The organism is Mycolicibacterium stellerae, from assembly GCF_003719305.1.
In the GTDB taxonomy this organism is placed as follows: Bacteria; Actinomycetota; Actinomycetes; order Mycobacteriales; family Mycobacteriaceae; genus Mycobacterium; species Mycobacterium stellerae.
Window position 1 is genome coordinate 135,860 of sequence record NZ_RARC01000012.1, and the last position, 17,109, is coordinate 152,968.

16 protein-coding genes are annotated in these 17,109 nt (G+C 65.8%); 5 read left to right on the forward strand and 11 right to left on the reverse strand.

Features of this window, described 5'->3' with window-relative positions; translation table 11 throughout:
* Positions 1-19: 19 nt before the first annotated feature.
* The 5 genes from tal to D6M19_RS17115 all read left to right on the forward strand — a co-directional run bounded on the left by tal (position 20) and on the right by D6M19_RS17115 (position 4,890).
* A complete protein-coding gene (gene tal, locus D6M19_RS17095; protein ID WP_123026416.1) occupies positions 20-1,135 on the forward strand; it encodes a transaldolase in 1,116 nt (371 codons plus the stop codon).
* Complete coding sequence (gene zwf / locus D6M19_RS17100; RefSeq protein ID WP_123026417.1) at positions 1,132-2,697, forward strand: glucose-6-phosphate dehydrogenase; 1,566 nt, start codon at positions 1,132-1,134, stop codon at positions 2,695-2,697. Before tal ends, zwf begins: the two co-directional genes overlap by 4 nt.
* Positions 2,694-3,605, forward strand: a complete 912-nt coding sequence (opcA, locus tag D6M19_RS17105) for a glucose-6-phosphate dehydrogenase assembly protein OpcA (protein WP_123026470.1) — start codon at positions 2,694-2,696, stop codon at positions 3,603-3,605. Before zwf ends, opcA begins: the two co-directional genes overlap by 4 nt.
* Positions 3,602-4,339: a 6-phosphogluconolactonase gene (gene pgl / locus D6M19_RS17110; protein WP_123026418.1), complete on the forward strand. Its 738-nt coding sequence runs from the start codon at positions 3,602-3,604 to the stop codon at positions 4,337-4,339. Before opcA ends, pgl begins: the two co-directional genes overlap by 4 nt.
* Positions 4,340-4,515: 176 nt before the next feature.
* Positions 4,516-4,890 (forward strand): ATPase, encoded by a 375-nt coding sequence (locus tag D6M19_RS17115; RefSeq protein ID WP_123026471.1) that lies wholly within the window; start codon positions 4,516-4,518, stop codon positions 4,888-4,890.
* Between the two features lie 278 nt (positions 4,891-5,168).
* On the opposite strand, the gene D6M19_RS17125 is transcribed toward D6M19_RS17115, so the two are convergent.
* The 11 genes from D6M19_RS17125 to D6M19_RS17180 all read right to left on the reverse strand — a co-directional run bounded on the left by D6M19_RS17125 (position 5,169) and on the right by D6M19_RS17180 (position 17,018).
* On the reverse strand, positions 5,169-5,972 hold the full coding sequence (locus tag D6M19_RS17125; protein ID WP_123026419.1) for an SDR family NAD(P)-dependent oxidoreductase: 804 nt from the start codon (positions 5,970-5,972) through the stop codon (positions 5,169-5,171).
* A gap of 7 nt (positions 5,973-5,979) precedes the next feature.
* Entirely contained in the window at positions 5,980-6,630 is a 651-nt protein-coding gene (locus D6M19_RS17130) for a TetR/AcrR family transcriptional regulator (protein ID WP_123026420.1), read from the reverse strand.
* Positions 6,631-6,637: 7 nt separating this feature from the next.
* Positions 6,638-7,783 (reverse strand): sulfotransferase family protein, encoded by a 1,146-nt coding sequence (locus tag D6M19_RS17135; protein WP_123026421.1) that lies wholly within the window; start codon positions 7,781-7,783, stop codon positions 6,638-6,640.
* On the reverse strand, positions 7,780-9,006 hold the full coding sequence (locus D6M19_RS17140) for a DUF1214 domain-containing protein (protein WP_123026422.1): 1,227 nt from the start codon (positions 9,004-9,006) through the stop codon (positions 7,780-7,782). The genes D6M19_RS17135 and D6M19_RS17140 overlap by 4 nt, the downstream gene beginning before the upstream one ends.
* A gap of 210 nt (positions 9,007-9,216) precedes the next feature.
* Positions 9,217-12,015 (reverse strand): phosphoenolpyruvate carboxylase, encoded by a 2,799-nt coding sequence (ppc, locus tag D6M19_RS17145; protein ID WP_123026423.1) that lies wholly within the window; start codon positions 12,013-12,015, stop codon positions 9,217-9,219.
* Positions 12,016-12,067: 52 nt separating this feature from the next.
* The gene (locus tag D6M19_RS34830; protein WP_234834900.1) at positions 12,068-12,733 is read right to left on the reverse strand and encodes a hypothetical protein; all 666 of its coding nucleotides are present in this window, start codon (positions 12,731-12,733) and stop codon (positions 12,068-12,070) included.
* A 94-nt stretch (positions 12,734-12,827) separates the two neighbouring features.
* Positions 12,828-13,064: a preprotein translocase subunit SecG gene (secG, locus tag D6M19_RS17160; protein ID WP_123026424.1), complete on the reverse strand. Its 237-nt coding sequence runs from the start codon at positions 13,062-13,064 to the stop codon at positions 12,828-12,830.
* Positions 13,065-13,139: 75 nt separating this feature from the next.
* Positions 13,140-13,925 carry a triose-phosphate isomerase gene (tpiA, locus tag D6M19_RS17165; protein ID WP_123026425.1) on the reverse strand — a complete coding sequence of 262 codons (786 nt, stop codon included), beginning with the start codon at positions 13,923-13,925 and terminating at the stop codon, positions 13,140-13,142.
* 19 nt (positions 13,926-13,944) lie between these two features.
* Positions 13,945-15,174 (reverse strand): phosphoglycerate kinase, encoded by a 1,230-nt coding sequence (locus D6M19_RS17170; RefSeq protein ID WP_123026426.1) that lies wholly within the window; start codon positions 15,172-15,174, stop codon positions 13,945-13,947.
* 35 nt (positions 15,175-15,209) lie between these two features.
* Positions 15,210-16,232, reverse strand: coding sequence for a type I glyceraldehyde-3-phosphate dehydrogenase (gene gap, locus D6M19_RS17175; RefSeq protein WP_123026427.1), 1,023 nt, complete (start codon positions 16,230-16,232; stop codon positions 15,210-15,212).
* Positions 16,233-16,304: 72 nt separating this feature from the next.
* A complete protein-coding gene (locus tag D6M19_RS17180; protein ID WP_123026428.1) occupies positions 16,305-17,018 on the reverse strand; it encodes an ABC transporter substrate-binding protein in 714 nt (237 codons plus the stop codon).
* Between the last annotated feature and the right edge of the window lie 91 nt (positions 17,019-17,109).

Sequence of the window (17,109 nt, forward strand, 5' to 3'; positions counted from 1 at the left end):
TTAGAGAGAAGGACCAAGCATGGCTCAGAATCCCAACCTCGCCGCGCTGTCCGCGGCGGGCGTGTCCGTATGGCTCGACGACCTCTCCCGCGACCGGCTACAGAGCGGCAACCTGCAGGAGCTGATCGACACCAAGAGCGTCGTCGGCGTGACCACCAACCCCAGCATCTTCCAGGCCGCGTTGTCGAAGGGCGAAGCCTACGACGCACAGGTGAAGGAACTTGCAGACCGCGGCGCTGACGTCGACGCCACCATCCGCACTGTCACCACCGACGATGTGCGCAACGCCTGCGACGTGCTGCGACCGCAGTGGGAAGGCTCCGACGGCGTCGACGGCCGGGTGTCGATCGAGGTCGACCCGCGACTCGCCCATGATGCCGACAAGACCATCCAGCAGGCCATCGAGCTGTGGAAGATCGTCGACAGGCCGAATCTCTTCATCAAGATCCCTGCAATGGAAGAAGGCCTGCCTGCGATCACTTCCGTTTTGGCGGAGGGAATCTCGGTCAACGTGACGCTGATCTTCTCCGTGGAGCGCCACCGCGCGGTGATGGACGCCTACCTCGCCGGCTTGGAAGCAGCCAAGAAGGCCGGACATGATCTGTCCAAGATCCACTCGGTCGCCTCGTTCTTCGTGTCCCGGGTGGACACCGAGATCGACAAGCGGTTGGAGGAGATCGGCAGCGACGAGGCACTGGCGCTGCGCGGACAGGCCGGTGTGGCGAACGCCCGGCTGGCCTACGCGGCATACGAGGAAGTGTTTGTCGGCGGTGATCGCTTCGAAGCGCTCAGGGCCGACGGGGCGCGGGTACAGCGTCCGCTGTGGGCGTCCACCGGGGTCAAGAACCCGGACTACTCCGACACGCTGTATGTAACCGAGCTGGTTGCTCCCAACACCGTGAACACCATGCCGGAGAAGACGATTGACGCGGTCGCCGATCATGGCGTCATAAAGGGCGACACGGTCACAGGCACCGCCGATGATGCCCAGAAGGTCTTCGACGAGCTCGACGCGGTCGGCATCGATATACGCGACGTCTTCCTCACCCTCGAAAACGAGGGCGTCGAGAAGTTCGAGAAGTCATGGCAGGAACTCCTCGACGAGACGCAGACTCAGCTCGACCATAAGAAATGAGCGCGGAGAACAAGCCCGGCGAGACTTCGGTCACCCCGTCGGGTTGGCGTAACCCGCTGCGGGACAAACGCGATAAGCGCATGCCCCGGATACCGGGTCCGTGCGGCGTCGTGATCTTCGGCGTCACAGGGGATCTCGCGACCAAGAAGCTGATGCCCGCCATCTACGATCTGGCCAATCGCGGGCTGCTGCCCGCCAACTTCGCCCTGGTCGGATTCGCGCGAAGAGATTGGGCCGACGAGGATTTCGGCAAGCTCGTCTGCGACTCCGTCAGAAAGCACGCCCGCACGCCTTATCGTCAGGAAGTCTGGGATCGGCTTGCCGAAGGCATCCGGTTCGTGCAGGGCACATTCGACGACGAGAAGGCGTTTGCGCGGCTCACCGAAACCCTGGAGAAGCTCGACGTCGAGCGCGGCACCGGCGGCAATCACGCCTTCTACCTGTCGATCCCGCCCAAAGCCTTCCAGATGGTGTGCGAGCAACTGCAGAAGTCCGGGCTGGCGCGGCCTCAGCAGGGGCGCTGGAGCCGGGTGGTGATCGAAAAACCCTTCGGGCACGACCTGCAGAGCGCACGCGAGCTCAACAACGTCGTCAACAGCGTGTTTCCCGAGGAGTCGGTGTTCCGCATCGACCACTATCTGGGCAAGGAAACCGTCCAGAACATTCTCGCTCTGCGCTTTGCCAACGAGCTCTACGAGCCGATCTGGAATGCCAATTTCGTCGACAGCGTCCAGATCACCATGGCCGAAGACATCGGCCTCGGCGGCCGCGGCGGCTATTACGACGGGGTCGGCGCGGCCCGCGATGTCATTCAGAACCACCTGATTCAGTTGATGGCGCTGACCGCGATGGAAGAGCCGGTCAACTTTAGCCCGCATGAATTGCAGGCCGAGAAGATCAAGGTGCTGTCGGCGACCCAGCCGATGCAACCGCTTGACCAGACCACCGCGCGCGGGCAGTACACCGCAGGCTGGCAGGGCAACGAGAAGGTACCCGGTCTCCTCGAGGAGGAGGGTTTCTCCAAGGACTCCAAGACCGAGACGTTCGCGGCCATCACGTTGGAGATCGACACCCGGCGCTGGGCAGGCGTGCCGTTCTTCTTGAGGACTGGAAAACGGCTGGGGCGCAGGGTGACCGAGATCGCACTGGTGTTCAAGCGCGCTCCGCACCTGCCCTTCGACACCACGATGACCGAGGAACTCGGCAAGAACGCGTTGGTGATCCGAGTTCAGCCGGATGAGGGCATCACGACCCGATTCGGCTCCAAGGTGCCCGGCAGCCAGATGGAGGTCCGCGATGTCAACATGGACTTCTCCTACGGCGCGGCGTTCGCCGAGGACTCCCCCGAGGCCTATGAGCGGCTGATCCTCGACATGCTGCTCGGTGAACCCTCGCTGTTTCCGGTCAACAGGGAAGTTGAATACTCGTGGGAGATACTCGATCCCGTTCTCGATCATTGGGCCGAACACGGCAAGCCCGATCCATACGAGTCGGGTACCTGGGGGCCGGAATCGGCCTTCGAGATGATCCGCCGAATGGGTAGAGAGTGGAGGCGGCCGTGATCGTCAACCTGCCCGACGCCAGCACCAACGACATCAACAAGAAGATCATCAGCCTCAGGGAAGAGGGCGGCGCGGTCACGATGGGCCGGGTGCTGACATTGGTCATCGCACCCGACTCCGAGGCCACTCTCGAGGACTCCATCGAGGCGGCCAACTTCGCCAGCCGCGAGCATCCCTGCCGGGTGATCGCCGTGCTGCCGGGCGACCAGAAGGCCGCCGATCCGCGGCTCGACGCCGAAATCCGCGTCGGTGCCGACGCGGGCGCAGGCGAGGTGGTGGTCCTGCGGCTGGCCGGTGAACTGGCCGACCACGCCAGCAGCGTGGTGCTGCCGTTCCTGTTGCCGGATACGCCGGTGGTGGCCTGGTGGCCCGCGGGTTCGCCTGCCAATCCCGCACAGGACCCCCTCGGCCAGTTGGCAATCCGCCGGATAACCGATGCGACCAACAGCAGCGATCCGCTGGCGGCGATCAAGAGCAGGCTGAAGGGTTACACCGCTGGCGACACCGATCTGGCATGGAGCCGTATCACCTATTGGCGCGCGCTGCTGGCGACGGCTCTGGACCAGTCGCCGTACGAGCCGATCAACTCCGCACTGGTGTCGGGACTCAAGACCGAGCCCGCGCTCGACATCCTCGCCGGCTGGTTGGCAAGCCGAATCGACGCCCCGGTGCGGCGGGCGGTTGGCGATCTGAAAGTCGTGCTTGAAAGACCCAGCGAGACAGTGACACTGAGCCGACCCCAGACCGGCGTGACCGCGACGCTGACCCGCACGGGTAGGCCGGAAGCGCTGATTCCGCTGGCCCGCAGGGACGAAAAGGAATGCCTGGCCGAAGACCTGCGCAGGCTCGATGCCGACGAAATCTACTTCGAGGCCCTCGCGGGCATCGACAAGGTGCAGTACGTGTGAAGACCCTCATCGAGAAGTTTTCGGACAAGGCGGCACTCGTCACCGCCGTCGGCGACCGGTTGATCGGTGCGATCACCGACGCCATCGCGGCAAGGGGCTCGGCGCTGATCGTGCTGACCGGCGGCGGCACGGGCATCGGCCTGCTCGAGCACGTGCGGGAGAACGGCGGTGCGATCGACTGGTCGAAGGTCCGGTTGTTCTGGGGCGACGAACGCTATGTCCCCGCCGACGACGACGACCGCAACGAGAAGCAGGCCCGCGATGCACTGCTGGACCACATCGACATCCCCGCGGCAAACGTGCATGCGATGCCCGCCAGTGACGGCGAGTTCGGCGACGACATCGACGCCGCGGCACTGGCATACGAACACGTGCTCGCAGCCATCGCCGATGACGGCCAGCCCGCACCCGCTTTCGACGTGCATCTGCTCGGCATGGGCGGCGAGGGCCACATCAACTCGTTGTTCCCGCACACCCCTGCGGTTCGCGAAACCGCTCGACAGGTTGTCGGCGTCACCGACTCCCCCAAACCACCGCCGAAGCGAATCACCCTGACGCTGCCCGCCGTTGCGCGGTCGCGCGAGGTCTGGCTGGTGGTAGCAGGCGCCGAGAAGGCCGACGCGGTCGCAGAAGCGGTCGGCGGCGCCGATCCTGACGACGTGCCCGCCGCCGGAGCGAAGGGCCGCGAAGCCACGGTGTGGTTGCTCGACGCGGAAGCCGCAAGCAAGCTTTAACCGCCGACGTCGGCGAGACGGTCGGCGTAGCCCGCCGCGTAGTCGGCTGTCGCATGCGCTGCGTCCGTGGATGACTGGACGACGTGGCGCGGGTCGCAATGGCATTGTCTGTACTGCATGCAGGTCAGACGACAACTCGGCCACCACGGTTCCGGTCATGTGGTCAAATGACCGTCATGGCTGACAAGGGTGGCAGGACCGGTGCCCGCACCGGGCGGGAGCGAATCCAGAAACTCGCGCAGGCGGCGCTGAACGCCGATGTCACGGTCGACCAGGTCGATGCCGTCCTGGCGGGGCTCGCCGAGACCCTGGATGATCTCAACAACTCGACCGGCAACCTCGACGCGACGCTGGAACGCTTCAACGACACCATCAGCCGCATCAATGAGTTGGCGCCGCGGCTGAACGCGGTGGTCGACCGCCTCGAGGGAATCGTCGATCGTGTCGAGCGGATCGTGGGCATCGGCGAAGCCGCCATGGCGCCGCTGGCGGCGACCGAATCGGCTGTGCGCGGTGCCATCAACGCGGTGCGCCGGACGACCCGGATCTAGTGCAGGCCAGCCTCCCGACACCTCTGCCTCCGGTCGCCGAGCGTCATGGGCTGGTCCTGGATCGGCTGAGGGGGACGCCTTCGAAACGCTGGTGTCGGCATTCGACACGCTGGACGGTTCGGACGCATTCGTGCACCCGGACGCGATGGCCGCCGTCGCCGCGTCGGACAAGCGGGCAGAACGGTTGGCGTTGGATTCCGTCGTCGCTCGGTGGGGTGGCGCGGTCGGCCGACCGGTGTCCGGTCGACTACGTCGAGCGGTGACGGCCACCCGTAGCCTCAGACGAAATCCGAACCGCCGTCGACGTTGACCGTCGCCCCGGTGACGTAGCCGTTGCGCTTCGACGCCAGATAGGTGGTTACCGACGCTATCTCCTCGGGCAGGCCCGCGCGGCCGAGGTCACATGGCTGGTGAAAGTTCTTGTCGATCCACGTCATGACGTCCTTGGGATCGGAGGCGTTCAAGCCGTCGGCGGCGAGGATGCCCTTCAGATTCTCCGTGAAGCTCGCTGTGACGATGGTTCCCGGGCAGACGCAGTTGACCAGGATCCCGTCTTTGGCAAGGCTTTTGGAGAGGTTTTTCGTGACACTGCTCAACGCCGCCTTGGATGCGGTGTAGGCGACGATCCGTGGGTTCTGTCGCTGAATCGAATGGGCCGACAGCGTGACGATCCTGGCCCACCGCGCCGCACGCAGCATGGGCAGGGCAGCGCGGATCGATCGCACCGCGGACATCGTGCCCAGCGCGAAGGTTTCCTCCCACTGGTCGTCGCTCATCTCCTCGAAGTAGCCGTCACCCGGGCCGATCGTGTGGATCAGGCTGTTGAGCTCACCCCACCGTTGCGCGACGGAATCGAAACCGGCCGCGATCGATTCGGCGTCCGACATGTCGACGCTGAGCCCGACGGCGTCGGGTGCACCCGCGGCACATAACACTTCCACCGCTGCATCGAGTGCCGACCTGCTTCTGGCCATCACCGCGACACGCGCACCTTCTGCGGCAAGGGTTTCGGCTATCGCGAGTCCCATGCCCTTGCTTCCGCCGGTGACAACCGCAGCTGCGCCGGCCAAACCGAGATCCATCTGTTCCCTACTCTCCGTGCCGGTGTGCGACCCCGAGCCCGCCGAGGCAGAACCGGATGGCGTGTCGCCGAATGTCGGCGCGGTTGCCGTCGCCCGTTGCCCACTGGCGTTCGACGACCGCCCATACCGTGCCCTGAATGGACTGCGCGTCGGTCGCTGGGTCGATGCCGGGGAAGATTCCGAGCTGTTCGCCGCGCACGAGCTGTTCCACAAGGGGTTTGAGGATCTCGGCGTATGCACCGCTGACCAACTCGGGCGCGGCGAACATCTGCGTCTGAGCCTCCAGAGACATCGTGCGCAGATCAGAGCGGATCTTCTCGTCGAAGGCCAGGTCGAGGCGACCGTCGATCCAGGCCACCACCGCTTCGACGGGGCCCGCGCAGGTCGACATCGCTCGGCGCAGTCGCAGCGCCTCGACGCGGGCCATGTCGACAAAGACGGCCGATACCAATTGGTCCTTCGAGTCGAAGTGCCGGTAGAACGCCCGGGTGCTCAGGCGCGCGCGACTCAGTACCTGGGCGACGCTCAGGCTTTGAACCCCAAGCTCGCGAACAATTTTCGACGCGGCCGCCAGGATGGCGAGGCGCACTGCGGGGTCCGGGTCGAGCTTCTTGGTTCGCCGCTGCTGCGCCCGCTCGGCCGGTTGCGTCTTCACCATCGGCGGTTCACGCCGTCGCGTCGTAGGTGGCGAGATATTCGGTGAACGGCTCGCGCACCTGCTCGGGTGTCAGACCGTAGTCGGCGAGCTCGTAGGCGTGGGAGCCGCGGGAACCCGGCTTGTGCTCATCGGCCCACTGCCGGACCGCGGCACGGGCGGCGTCGGTGAAGTCGAGACCAAGTTGTGTGTAGCTCTTCTGCAGCGCACCGACCGGATCGACCTGAAGATCGGCGAAGGACACGTCGACGAAGCGGTCATCACCGAGCCGTCTCCGGAAGTCCATCGCGCGCCGGACGGCTTCTGCCCAGCATTCCAGTTGCTCGGCGCCGAGTTCCTCGGCGTCGCTGCGGTCACTGCTCCAGCTGCGGACATAGGCGATCAGACTGCACACCGATGCCAGGACTTTGGCCGGATCACGATGGCTCCAGAGGAATTTGGCGTTCGGGTACGCCTCGACGAGAGCATCAAGGGCGAACATGTGCACGGGCGTTCTCAGATGCCACAGGGTCGGCGGGCAATGCCATTGAAGGAGCTTGAGCACCTGGCGGTGGAAGGTGTACGTCTCGCGCATATCGCACCGCATCAGCCAGCCGAGATAGCCGGGCACGCGCACCACACCGTCGAAGTGGAAGGTGCGGAAGCTCATTCCCATCAAGTCCTGGCATTCGGTGGCCGCTTCCGGCTCCGAGTTGATCATCGTGCGCATGCGCGGGAACATCTCGTCCATCATCGCGATCCCCTCGGCAGCCCGCGCGATCCGCGGGTCGGTGTGCTGGGTGGCCGCTTCCGGCGGGGGCGTGCAGGCCTGGGACTCCCACTGTCGCAACGAGCGAAACTGCGGATCGCTTGCCACCAGCTGGCTCAGGGCGGTGGTGCCGGTGCGGGGCAAACCGATGACGAACACCGGGCCGCCGACCACCTCGTCGTCGATCTCCGGATGTTGCTTGTAGGTGTCCACGATCCGCAACCGCTGAATCAGCGCATTGCTGATGGTCGCGTGCTGGATGACGTTGCCCATCTCGTTGAGGTCGGCCTCGGTGTTGAGCGCATCGACGGTCCGGTCCAGCCCCTCCCGGTAATAAGGCGAACCGAAATCGTCGAGACCGGTTGCCGCGCATGCGCCATCGGAGAGTTCGTCAGCGGAGAATGTCATGCGGAGAACCTTTCGAAAACAGCGCGGCGGCGCGCCCCGATGACCGACGCCCGTTCCCGCGGGGTAACGGTCTTGGTTTCCGTTGGCAGCGCCGAGGAGATCTCATCGAACTTGACCACCCGCGCGGTGGGGACGGGTGCGGTCTCCGTGCGCACACAGCGCAGGATCATCGACCCGCTGCTGTGTCCCGCGGCGTCGAGCCAGTTCGCGACGCCGGGGTCCTGCGAACAGATGACGACGCGCAGGATTCCGTCGGGGTCGATCGACGCTTGATGTGCGTTCAGACTGGATTGACGACGCCCGTAGTCGATCGTCTCCCACCACTGGTTGCCGATCGAATAACTCCAGTAAACCCCTTCGGGGGGAACGACTTCCAGGATCAACGCCTCGTCGGGCGCCAACTCGAATCGGCCGATGACGGGCCGGTTCTCGGCTGCCGCGCCGATCGCGGTGCGGTCGATCGGCGGCATGAAACCGTTGGCAGGAGGCCCGGAGTTGAAGTCGAGGAAGAACTTCAAATTGCCGAGGACGAAGTCGCCAAGGGCGTACAACTCCCGCGCCACGGCGACATCGAGATCAACGGCGCGGTCGTGGGCTCCGACATCCTCGCCGATCCGTTCGATCTGCAGCGATGACGGAACCTCGGTGTCCCAGTCGTAGAAGAAGTGCCGCACCGTCAGCGTGGGATGGTCGCCGGCGATTCGCAGCCAGTTTCCCTCGTGTTCGTCGGCCGACAAGATCACCTCGAAGTTCCCGTCGGCATCCACATCGAGGTCGTCGACAAGGCAATTGGTTGTCGACATAATGCCGTCCATCGTCTGCAGGCCGACATATCGTGCGGTGCCCCGGTTCCCGAACAGCCGGTACGACTCGCCGCGGCGCATCGTGGCGCGCAGGTAGATGCAGTCGGGGCACTCCATGCCCCAGGTCAGGACGTCGTTCATGCTGCTGCGCCCGACCGCGAGAACCGGATCCGGGTCGACGCGCAGCGCCTCGTCGATGCCGACCGCGAGAAGCACCATCAGGTGCCGCATGCCCGACGCATAGTCGACGCGATTGCGGTTGACCGGAGCCGAAACCACCAGCTGCTCGGCTTCTTTCAGCCGTCCGAGCAGATGCGACCACCCTCCCGACAGGTCAGCGCCGTCGCCGGCACCGCCCGACAGCGCCGCTTCGGCGATGGAGAACGGCAGCCACGCCTGTGGGTCGGGGCCGTCGGCCACGCTTGCCTCCGTTCCGCCGGCATCGGGCGCCAGTATCTGAAAACCACGTTTTCATTTGGTTGCCTCGCACTATCACACCTGACCGGGCAGGGTGTCAACGGATGCTATTGAATTCCCATTTCAATGGCGCTTTCTTCCGCGGGAGCACCAAGGAAGAGCCCAGCACATCTTTCTTGGTCTATTCAGCCAGGAATACCGGCCGGTCCGACGCTATCCGCTGTTGCGCAACGCGGTGGCGAGGCCGCTCATGGTCAGCAGGATGCCGCGCTGAACCAGTTCGTCGTCATCGCCGGAGCGGTACCGGCGCAACAGCTCGACCTGGAGGTGGTTCAGCGGCTCCAGGTACGGGAAGCGGTTGAACACCGACCGGGCCAGGGCGGGGTTGTCGGCAAGCAGGTCGTCGTGGCCGGTGATCAACCCGTGTATCCGGATGGTGCGTTCATGCTCGTCGACGATCTTGTCGAACACCCGCATACGTAGCGCCTCGTCATCGACCAACTCCGCGTAATGCGCCGCGAGACCCATATCCGACTTCGCAAGCACCTGAGCCATATTCGACAGCACGGTGCGGAAGAACGGCCATCGCCGGTACAGATCCTGCAGCACTTCCAGCCGACCGGCGCCCTCTGCGATCCATTCCTCGAACGCCGTCCCTGTGCCGTACCAGCCGGGCAGCATGACACGCGACTGGCTCCAGGCCAGCACCCACGGGATCGCCCGCAGATCGGATATCGACGTGGTGGGCTTGCGCGATGTCGGCCTGCTGCCGATGTTCAGCGCGCCGATCTCACCGACGGGAGTGGACGCCTTGAAGTAGTCGACGAAACCGGGCGTCTCGTGGACCAACTCGGCGTATGCACGGTGTGCCCGCGCGGCCAAATCGTCGAGCACCTCATAGGCGGGTCCGGCCTCGTCGCCGAGCCCCTCGACGTCGAGCAGCGACGCCTCGAGCGTGGCGGCCAGCAGGGTCTCGAGGTTGCGATGGGCGATCCGCGGCTCGGCGTACTTCGCGGCGATGACCTCCCCCTGCTCGGTGATCCGGAGCGACCCCTTCACCGCACCCGGCGGCTGCGCCAAGATGGCGTCGTAGCTGGGACCACCGCCGCGGCCGACGGTGCCGCCTCGACCGTGGAAAAGCCGCAACCGGATTCCGGTCTTACGAGCGGACTCGACCAGGTCCAGCTCGGCGCGGTAGAGCGCCCAATTGGCCGCCAGGTAGCCGCCGTCCTTGTTGGAATCGGAATAGCCGAGCATGACCTCCTGGCTGTCGCCACGCGAAGCCACCAGTGCCCTGTACAGCGGAAGATCAAGGGCCGCTTCGAGAATCGACGAGCCGCGCTGCAGGTCATCGATGGTCTCGAAGAGTGGCACGATGCTGACTGGACAGTATGCAGGCCCAGCGCCGGACGCGTCGATCAGACCGCACTCCTTCAGCAGCAGCGCCGGCTCGAGCATGTCGGACACCGACTGACACATCGAGATGACGTAGTTGGGCACCGCAAGCGGGCCGAACACCTTCACGGCGCGCGCGGCGGCGATGCAGATGTCGAGTTCCTTGCGTGCCAGCTCGGAGAGCTCCGCGCCATCGCCGATCAGAGGCCGCCGTGTGCCGAGCTCGCTCACCAGTAGCTCGACGCGGTCGGGTTCGGCCAGTGACCGGTAGTCGGGGTGGACACCGGCCCACGCCAGGAGCTCCGCGACGACCTCCTCGTGCACGTCGGAGTTCTGCCGCAGATCCAGACCGGAAAGGTGAAAACCAAACGTGCGTACGGCTTCCCGGCATCGCGCCAACCGGTCGTCGGCCAGCACCGCGCTACCGTTGGCCCGCAGCGACCCGTCGACGACGTCGAGGTCTGCCATCAGCTGCGCAGGTGTCTGGTAGGCCTCGAGCCCGAGATCCAGCTCGTGTTCCGGCTGGTCGTCGAGGATCTGTTGCGCGGTCGCGGTGAGCCTGCCGTGAATGACCCGCAGCGCGCGCCGGTACGGCTCGTCGGCACGCGCCGGTTCGTGGCACGCGTCGGCCAGCTCCGCCAATTCGTCGCTGACCTTGACCAGCCGCGCCGACATCGACAGCTCTTCCTGCAGCGCTGTGATCTCGCCGAAGTAATGCGCCAGGGCGGTGTAGGCCGCCCGAGAAGTGGCCAGCCGGACGACGTCGGCCGTGACATTCGGGTTGCCGTCCCGGTCCCCGCCGATCCACGACCCCGGCCGCAGGATCGGCTCGCCGAGCAGGTTCGCATCCGGCCAGCGGGCCTGTAGCGCTGCGCGTACCTCGGCGTTCACCCTCGGAATGACATCGAGGAACGCGGCAGGATAGTACCGCAGACCGGTTTCGATCTCGTCTTGGATCTTCAACCGGGACAACCGAATCAGCGCGGTCTGCCAGAGCGTCAGAATGTTGCGGCGCAGTTCGGTTTCGATGTCACGACCGTCCGCGGTGTGCGTTTGGGCGTGCGAGCGGAGCCGCATCAACTCGGTGATGCGGTGCTGTGTGTCGAACACCGTGCGGCGACGGGTCTCGGTGGGATGCGCGGTGATCACCGGGGAAACCAGCGCGCCGGTCAGGGTCTCGGCAACGGTCTCGGAGTCGAGGTCGGCGGTGTCGAGTTTGCGGTAGGTAGCGGACAGGCTGCTGTCCTGCGGCGGCTCGCCCGAAGCGACGTGAATGGCGCGGCGTCGCTCCCGATGGATGTCTTCTGCGACGTTGGCGAGCAACGCGAAATGGGTGAAGGCACGGATGACGGGGATCGCACGGTGGATGTCGATGCCGTCGAACATCCCGGCGAGTTCGGCCCGGTCGATCTCCGAGCGGCGCACCCGGAACGACTCGACGCGGGCCCGCTCGACAAGGTCGAAGACCTCTTCGCCGTTCTGCTCTCGCACCGTGTCGCCGAGGATGGTGCCGAGCAGCCGGATGTCCTCCCGCATGGGCTCGGTGGCTTCCCTGCCGACCTTGGTACGGCGCACAGAGCCGATCGGTGCCAGCGAGATATCGGGTCCGTCAGCCATCACCCAAGTATCGGCGACCGACACGCAGCCCGCAGGACGGGACCGGCTTCGGTCAGATCGCAGCCATCACGATCGTGAGGAGAATCACCAGGAACAGGAGCGCGAACGGAATCGCCACTACCGCAAGGGTGATGCCGACGCCGTTGTACTTCTGTGGACCGACGCCGAGCGAGCCGGCGCTGAACGCCCACATCGGCGCCTTGTACTCGAGTTCGGCCACCTGACCCGGGCGCACATCGACCGTCACGTCAGCCGGCCCCAGCTTCGGCGGCAGAAAGTACGGCACGTGCACGTGTACGTGGTGCTGACCGGGCCGGGCGGGCAGATGTGTACGACCCCAGCCCGAGACCGGCGTCTCCTGGCCGTCGACGGCGATCTTCGGCTTCACGAAGAACAGCACCCAAGCCAGCGGAAAGAACTGGGTGTTCACCACGATGCCGTCGCCGCCCTGGCGGTAGGGCATCGGCTGCTGCCCGGGCTGCTGGGGCGCGGGGGGTCGGCCGTACTGCGGAGGTTGGTAATGGTGCTGCGGCGGCGGAGGCGCCGGCTGGCCGCGATATTGCTGCGGCGGCGGTGGCGGCGGCTGACCGCGGTACGGCTGCTGCGGCGGTGGCGGCGGCGGCCGGTAGTGCGCAGGCGGCTGCGACGGCGGAGGTGGTGGATATCGATGTGGCGGCGGCTGGTTATGCCGATGCGGCGGCCCCTGCGGAGTGTTCATACGGCCTCTCGTGTCACGTGCCCGAGATGGGCGATACGCAACTGAATCACACAAGCTGCCGTGCCGCTTGATGTGCGGCGATTGGGGAAAGTTGCTAGGCGCCGTACTTGATCTGCAGCGCCACGCCGATGATGCAGACGACCCAGATGCCCGTGACGAACAGAGTCAACCGGTCGAGGTTCTTCTCCACTACCGTCGACCCAGACAAGCTGGACTGAACGCCGCCGCCGAACAGGGTGGACAGGCCGCCACCCTTGGCGCGGTGCAGCAGCACGAGAATGATCACCAGGACACTGGTGACCACCAGCGTGATCTGAAGGCCCAATTCCATGGCCGCCAGGCTACAGGCCGAGCCTGATCAGGCGCGAATCGCCTCGCCACCATCGCGGCGGCGGCCGCCAATTTCCTAAGGAAGCGGCCCGCCAGCGGCGATGGCGGAAAGCGTCGCGAACTGCTCGCCGTCGAGCGACGCGCCCCCGACCAGCGCGCCGTCGACGTCCTCCTGGGCCACGATCTCGCCCACGTTCTTGGCGTTCACCGATCCGCCGTACAGCACCCGGATGCCAGCCGCCAGTTCCGGGCTGGCCAGCTTGCCGAGTTCGTCGCGGATCGCCTTGCAGACCTCCTGCGCGTCGGCCGCGCTGGCAACCCGGCCGGTACCGATCGCCCACACCGGTTCGTAGGCGATGACGGCCGCACCGATCTGTTCGGCCGACAACCCGGCCAGGGAACCGCGCAGCATCTCGACGTTGTGCTCGACGTGGTTGCCCGCCTCACGGACCTCGAGCTGCTCGCCGATGCAGATGATCGGGGTCAGGTCGTGCTTGAACGCCGCGGCGGCCTTCGCGGCGACGACCGCGTCGTCCTCTGCGTGATATGTGCGCCGCTCGGAGTGCCCGACGACGGCGTATGTGCAGCCCAGCTTGGCGAGGAAAGCACCGCTGATGTCGCCGGTGTAGGCGCCGGAATCGTGCGGGGAGAGATCCTGCGCGCCGTAGGTGAGCCGCAGCTTGTCGCCGTCGACCAGGGTCTGCACGCTGCGCAGGTCGGTGAACGGAGGGATCACCGCGACGTCGACCTTGTCGAAATACTTGTCCGGAAGCGAAAAGGCGATCTTCTGCACCAGCGCGATCGCTTCGAAATGGTTGAGGTTCATCTTCCAGTTGCCTGCGATCAGCGGTTTGCGGCTCACAACGTCCCCTTCAGGAGGCTCACGAGTTTCCCAGCACTTCGATGCCGGGCAGCGTCTTGCCCTCAAGGTATTCCAGTGAAGCCCCGCCGCCGGTGGAAATGTGGGAGAAGCCGTCGTCAGGAAGGCCGAGCTGACGCACCGCAGCCGCCGAGTCGCCGCCGCCGACGACGCTGAACGCGCCCTTCGCGGTGGCGCCGACGATCGCCTCGGCGACGCCCTTGGTGCCGTCGGCGAACGCGGGGAACTCGAACACGCCCATCGGGCCGTTCCAGAAGATGGTCTTGGCGTTCGACAGCAGGTTGGTGAACCGCTTCACCGAGCCCGGCCCGATGTCCAGGCCCATCTTGCCTTCTGGGATCTGGTCGGCGGGCACCCGCTCCGGCGGGGAATCCGCCGCGAACTTCTCGGCCACCACGATGTCGACGGGCAGATGGATCACGTCGCCGTAGGTGTCCAGAAGCTTCCTGCAGGTGTCGATCATGCTCTCTTCGAGCAGCGAGGTGCCGACCGAAACACCCTGTGAGGCCAGGAAAGTGAAGCACATTCCGCCGCCGATGACGAGGCTGTCGGCCTTCTCCGCGAGCGACTCGATGACCGCAAGCTTGTCGGAGACCTTTGAGCCGCCAAGCACCACCGCATAGGGTCGCTCGGTCGAGCTGGTCAGCTGCTCGAGCACCTTGATCTCGGCGGCCACCAGCGTGCCCGCGTAATGCGGCAACAGGGTCGCGACGTCGTAGACCGACGCCTGCTTGCGGTGCACCACACCGAAGCCATCGGAGACGAACGCCCCCGGCGTTCCGTCAGGCGCGGCGACGAGTTCGGCCAGCTGCCCGGCCAGCGCCAGCCGCTCGTTGTCGTCCTTGCTCGTCTCGCGCGGGTCGAAGCGGATGTTCTCCAGCAGCAGGATGTCACCGTCGGTCAGCCCTTCGGCGCGGGCCAGCGCATCGGAACCCACCACATCTGTGGCGAGTTGGACGTGACGGCCCAGCTGCTCGCCCAGCGCCTTGGCGACGGGGGCCAGCGAGAACTTCGGGTCAGGGCCGTCCTTGGGCCTGCCGAGGTGGGCAGTGACGACGACCTTCGCGCCCGCGTCCGACAGCGCCTTGAGCGTGGGCACCGACGCGATGATCCGGCCGGGGTCGGTGATGTTGCGGTCGTCGTCGAGCGGGACGTTGAGGTCGGAGCGAACCAGCACGCCCCGACCCGAAACCCCTTCTGCGAGTAGGTCGTCGAGCGTCTTGACAGCCATCGGCTGAATTATCCTCCCGTCGCTTCGCTCGCCCCTCAGAGCGACTTGCCGACCAGCGCGACCAGGTCCACGATCCGGTTGGAGTAACCCCACTCATTGTCGTACCAGGAAACAACCTTGGCCTGGTTGTCGATCACCTTGGTCAGGCCCGAGTCGAAGATCGAGCTGTGCGGGTCGGTGACGATGTCGCTCGACACGATCGGCGCGTCGTAGTACTTCAGGATGCCCTTCAACGGGCCGTCCGCGGCCGCCTTCATCGCGGCGTTGATCACGTCGGCGCTCGCGGCCTTGGAGAGCTCGACGGTCAGGTCCGTGCACGATCCCGTTGGGATCGGCACCCGCAGCGCGTAGCCGTCGAGCTTGCCCTTCAGCTCGGGCAGCACGAGGCCGATCGCCTTGGCCGCGCCGGTGGAGGTCGGCACGATGTTCAGCGCGGCGGCGCGGGCGCGACGCAGATCCTTGTGCGGGCCGTCCTGCAGGTTCTGGTCCTGCGTGTAGGCGTGGATGGTCGTCATCAGGCCCTTGACGATGCCGAACTCGTCGTTGAGCACCTTGGCCAGCGGGCCGAGGCAGTTCGTCGTGCACGACGCGTTGGAGATGATGTTCTGGCTGCCGTCGTACTTGTCGTCGTTGACGCCGAGCACGATGGTGATGTCCTCATCGGTGGCCGGTGCGGAGATGATCACCTTCTTGGCGCCCGCGTCGAGGTGGCCCTTTGCCTTGGCGGCGTTGGTGAAGATGCCGGTCGACTCGACGACGACGTCGACGCCGAGGTCGCCCCACGGGAGCGCCGACGGGCCTTCCTTGACCTCGAGAGCCTTGATCTTGGTGCTGCCGACGACGATCGTGTCCTCGCCCTCAAGGCTGACTTCCTCCGGGAGGCGGCCCAGGATCGAGTCGAACTTGAGCAGGTGCGCCAGGCTGGCGTTGTCGGTCAGGTCGTTGACCGCGATGATCTCGATGTCGGTGCTCTTGCCCTCGGCCTTCTGCGCCGCCAGGGCCCGGTAGAAGTTGCGTCCGATGCGGCCGAAGCCGTTAACGCCAACCCGGATGGTCACTTGTGTCTCCCTTTTTTGCCTCGATGCTCACCGGCCAGCGTAGTGGTGTGAGTGTCATCACGCGAAGGCTGGTCAGAGCATTCCGAGGCTTTGGTCGGTGTACGGGTTGCCCAGCCATTTCCGCCGGATTCGCTGCAGGGTGCCGTCCTCTTCGAGCTCGGCCTGCGCAACGGTGATCCTGGCGAGGAGCTTCTGGTCGCCTGCGCTCACCGCGACGGCGATGTTCTCGGTGGAAAGCCCGCGCTGCACGACCTCGACGTCGGCGATCGGCTTGACGAGCTCGGTGAGCACCGGCGCGAGCTTCATGAACGCGTCGCAGCCGCCGGTGCTGAGGTCATCGAGCGCGGTGCGGATGGCGCCGTAGTCATAGACCCTGACCCGGGCGGCCCTGCCGTCGGCGACGAGCCTCTCGGCGATCGGCCCGCTGGTGTTGCCCTGCTGCACGCCGATCGTCAGACCCCCGAGATCGTCGACGGACCGCACGTTGGGCAGGCGGCGGGTGTCGACGGCCAGCGACTGGCCCGAAATCAGGTAGGGCGGCACGAAGTCCGCCTTCTTCTCCCGCTCCGGCGTGACCGTGGTGCCCGCGGCGACACAGTCGAAGTCCTTGGCGGTCAACACGTCGAAGATGCCGTTGAAGTCCGCTCCTTCATAGGGAACGAACTCGACGCGCATGTCGAGTTTGTCGGCGACCGCGGTCATCAGGTCGATGTCCAGTCCGCCGTCGTCGGCCATGCCGTTGAACGGCGGGTCCGGATAGGCCGCCCCGACCCTCAGCGTCTGCATGCGCTCACGGTAGTGGCGGGCACGCTCGGCAAACAAAGACCCAGAAGATTGCGCCGATGGTCGTGCCGGGCGGAAAGTGCGACCGTCAGCG